Source organism: Desulfurobacterium indicum (assembly GCF_001968985.1).
Lineage (GTDB): Bacteria > Aquificota > Aquificia > Desulfurobacteriales > Desulfurobacteriaceae > Desulfurobacterium_A > Desulfurobacterium_A indicum.
Window position 1 is genome coordinate 1 of record NZ_MOEN01000058.1, and the last position, 1,587, is coordinate 1,587.

2 protein-coding genes and 2 rRNA genes are annotated in these 1,587 nt (G+C 38.9%); 1 reads left to right on the forward strand and 3 read right to left on the reverse strand.

The features are described 5' to 3' along the window. A partial coding sequence (locus BLW93_RS08635; RefSeq protein ID WP_076713662.1) for an HpcH/HpaI aldolase/citrate lyase family protein occupies positions 1 to 1,004 on the forward strand: 1,004 nt, incomplete at its 5' end. 28 nt (positions 1,005 to 1,032) lie between these two features. Here the strand turns inward: BLW93_RS08635 and BLW93_RS08640 are convergent. The 3 genes from BLW93_RS08640 to BLW93_RS08650 all read right to left on the reverse strand — a co-directional run. After that, entirely contained in the window at positions 1,033 to 1,269 is a 237-nt protein-coding gene (locus BLW93_RS08640) for a hypothetical protein (RefSeq protein WP_076713663.1), read from the reverse strand. Positions 1,270 to 1,319: 50 nt separating this feature from the next. Continuing rightward, positions 1,320 to 1,436, reverse strand: a 5S ribosomal RNA gene (gene rrf, locus BLW93_RS08645). Between the two features lie 74 nt (positions 1,437 to 1,510). Beyond that, positions 1,511 to 1,587: ribosomal RNA gene (locus BLW93_RS08650) — 23S ribosomal RNA — on the reverse strand; the annotation flags it as partial.

Genomic DNA, 1,587 nt, shown 5'->3' on the forward strand with positions numbered 1-1,587 from the left:
CTGGGGTTGGTATTTGTGGGGTGTTCCCCAGGAGGTTATCCCATTTCTCAAGCTTACACAAAATATCGTACACTACCTTTGATAATTCCATCAAAACCAGAACACCTGTCAGCAAACGATTTATACGTTCTGTTATCCTGGTTTCGGGTGACAGAATAAAACATTTAAGAAAAATCTTTGAAAGAGACGTAGACATTATCATTTTCAACTTGGAAGACGGCGTTGCAAACTCACGAAAAAAAGTAGCAAGGAAAATCATTAAGATACTTTTATCTATGAAAGATGTAACCGACAAAGAGTCGGTCGTAAGAATTAATCCGATAAATTCTCCTTTTTTCTATGAAGATATAACAGAAATTCTACCATCAATACCTCACGCCATAAGACTCAGTAAAGTAGAAACCGAAAAAGATGTAACAACTTTAGACGCAATTATTTCAAGCTTTGAAAAATCAAAACAAATTCCGGAAAACACAATAAAAATACATCTGTCTATTGAAACAGGAAAAGGAATAAAAAACCTTGAAAAAATTCTCACTGCTTCAGAAAGAATCGAAACTGCATACCTTGGTATTCTTGACCTTTTCAGTGACCTTAATCTACCTCAAAATCTCATAGAAAAATCACCCACAACAACATACATAAAAACACGCTTCGTAACAACATGCAGAACATTTAATGTGAACCCCATAGCGCCTGCATATCAAAACTATAAAGATTTAGAAGGGTTTGAGAAAGAGTGCAAAGAAGACAGACTGATAGGCTTTAACGGAAAATCATGCATATCCATAAAACAGACAGAAATAGCCAATAAAATATTTTCTCCGACTGAAGAAGAAATAGAAAGAGCAAAAAATATAGCAAAATTGTTTGAAGAGGCTATAAAAAAGGGAAAAGGCGGAATAACGTACGAAGGGCTATTTATAGATAATCCCATATATAAAGATGCGTTAAATATACTTAAAGCAGCAAACCCTACCCAAGAAAATGAAATCAAAATATAAATGGGAAGGGTTTCCCTTCCCTACTCATTCAATTAAACAACCTTTTGCAGCCTTTAACCCAGTTAAGGTAATTTTCAGCAGCCTTCAAAAGATCTTTTTTAGCGGCTCTCAACTCTCTTTTAAATCTTCTTCTCTCTTTTTTTGAACCGTTAAAGGCAAGTATTTGAGGTGATTCTTTGAACTTTTCAAGAAGCGCTTGATAGATAGCTTTTAAAGAACCTTGAAGTTTTACCTTCTCGTCACCAGCCCTTACCCAGAGTTCCATAATCCACCTCCGGAACAGAGCTTTTAAAAAATCAAGAAGGCATAAAAAAAGCCTGGCACCGCCCTACTTTCCCACCCCGTCTCCAGGGCAGTATCATCGGCGCTGGCGGGCTTAACTTCCGAGTTCGGAATGGGATCGGGTGTTTCCCCGCCGCTATGGGCACCAGGCTATCGCTTACAACTTCATATTCAATTGTCAGCTTGACAGCTGAACAGGGAAGCCGGATTCCTCAAGTAGATAGAAGGCCGAGGCTCTCGGCCGATTAGTACTGCTCAGCTCCACCCGTTACCGGGCTTCCACCTGCAGCCTATCTACCTG

Bases quoted from the DNA above. Each gene is read 5' to 3' on its own strand.
- BLW93_RS08640 (WP_076713663.1), bottom strand. From the start codon at position 1,269: ATGGAACTCTGGGTAAGGGCTGGTGACGAGAAGGTAAAACTTCAAGGT.